This window comes from Paraliomyxa miuraensis, from assembly GCF_026337845.1.
Classification (GTDB): Bacteria; Myxococcota_A; Polyangia; order Nannocystales; family Nannocystaceae; genus Paraliomyxa; species Paraliomyxa miuraensis.
Genome location: NZ_JAOVZF010000099.1, coordinates 1 through 2,076 on the forward strand (window position 1 = coordinate 1; position 2,076 = coordinate 2,076).

Consider the following 2,076-nt stretch of genomic DNA (forward strand, 5'->3'; position numbering starts at 1 on the left):
GCGGGCGTCGTAGCCCATCAGCACGGGCACGCCGATGCCGTAGGCGAAGAGCCGCCCGTCCTCGTAGACGTAGCTGCCCACGTCAGTCTTGTGGGTGATGTTGCCGACGTCGTCGTACGAGACGTCGACGACGCTGCTGCCGAGTGTCCTGGTGACCGATGCCTGCGTCAGCCGCCGCAGGTCGTCGTGCTCGAACGCCTCCTGCTGCCCATGCACGACGTCGAAGCGCTGCTCGAGCTCGCCCCACGGGTGCCAGTCGTAGCCCAGGCTCTGGACGAGGTTGCCGGGACTGGCCGTCTGCACGGTGGTGGGCAGGCCCGTGAGCGGCTCGAAGGTCCGGGTGGTCTCGAGGCCATTGCCGAAGCGCTCGCGCACGAGACGGCCGGCCTCGTCGGCCTGGAGTGCCGACCACAGCACCGTGGCACCGCCAACCCTGACTCGGCGCAGATAGCCGGCGCCATCATAGTCATAGTCGGCGCGCAGGCCAGGGTCTCCATCCACCGACGGGTAGTGCAGCGTCTGCAGCCGGTCGCCGAGCCCGTAGTCGAAGTGCAGCTCCAGCGCCCCGGGCACCGTGAGCATGAGGTCGGACACCGTGACCGTGTCCAGACGCCCCGAGGCGTCGTAGCCGTAGGTGGTCAAGATGTCATCGGGGCCCTCGCTCGTGTGCAGCCGGCCGGGCCGGATGACGTCGTAGGTGTGCGTGGTGTCGCCGTCGGCGTCGTGACGCTCGAGCACGCGGCCGAGGGCGTCGTACTCGAACTCGATGACCTCGCCGGCACCGTCGCTTTGCTCGAGCAGCTCTCCAAAGCCGTTGTAGACGCGGGTTCGGGTGCCGAACGATGGATCGGTCTCGGTGACGATCCGGCCCGCCACGTCGTGCTCATACGTGCTGACCCAGGAAGTCTGCGGATCGGTGCAGTCCCGACGGACCTCGCCGAGTACACCGAAGGCGCCGTACTCGAAGCAGGTGCTCGTCCCATGGGGATCGATGCTCACGGCCACCCGCGAGGCGGCGTCCGTCTGCAACAGCGAGGTTGCGCCGCTCTCGTCCGTGTGGGCGGTCTGCACTCCCTTCGCCAGCAGTCCGTAGGCGAAGTGCTCGTGGTCGCCGTCGGGGTGCTCGACGTCGGTCACCCGATCGAGGCCGTCGTACTCCGTGGTGGTGTAGGCGCTCGGCTGTTCCGAGACCCAGGTGGGGAGGCTTCGGCGATGCACGCGACCGCGCCCGTCGTAGAGCGTGCTGACGTAGACCTCATCCCCAGGGCCGCCGGTGTTGATGGGCACCTCGTCGAGCGCCTGCATGCCCCACCACGCCTCTTGCATCACGTGCCCGGTGGCGCCGTAGTCGGTGGTGAGCTCCTGGCCATCGGGTGCGGTCGTCCGCACGCGCAGCGCCGACTCGATCTGGAACGTCTCATCGTGGACCGGACCACCGAGTTCGTACTCGATCGTGGTCACGTGCCCATCGGGCAGTCCCATCGGCGACACGCGTCGCTCGTGCCGGGTGGGTCGCAGGAAGCCGTCGTAGCGATGCACCCAAGTCACCCCGTCGGCGGCGACCTCGGCGATCGGTACCCCCGTGCCGGGCTCGTGGATCACCCAGCTCTCGTGCCCCGCCGCATTGATCATCGACTCGGGATGCACGCCCTCGGCGTCCCACTTGGTGGTGGTGGTGCGGATGTCGCCTTGGAGGTTGGCGAGGGTGGTGGTGACCACGTTGCCGCGGCCGTCGTAGGCGTAGGTGGTGTGAAGCCGCGCCACCGTGTCGTTGGGAGCAAAGGTCGAGCTGGAGACGGCCCCGGTGGCCGGATCGTAGGTCGCGGTGTGAGCACGCTCGACACACCCACCACCCACGCAGCTCTGCTCGCTCCACGCCTCGGCACGGCCCACGATCCACGCGGATTGATCGTCGAGCATCGCATCGACCTCGTAGATCCGCTGCTCGGCGTCGTTGGTGGTCGTGGAGGAGACGATCGTCCCCAGGCCATCGCGCTCCTGCTCGATCGTGAGCCACTGGAAGCGCTCGCTGGGCCTGAACTCGCAGTCGATCGTGCAGCTCACGTCCCGCACGAA

The 2,076-nt window shown here is 68.2% G+C and carries 1 protein-coding gene; it reads right to left on the reverse strand.

The window, feature by feature from the left end; translation table 11 throughout:
• A partial coding sequence (locus OEB96_RS00455) for an RHS repeat domain-containing protein (RefSeq protein ID WP_266213396.1) occupies positions 1-2,064 on the reverse strand: 2,064 nt, incomplete at its 3' end.
• Positions 2,065-2,076: the final 12 nt, after the last annotated feature.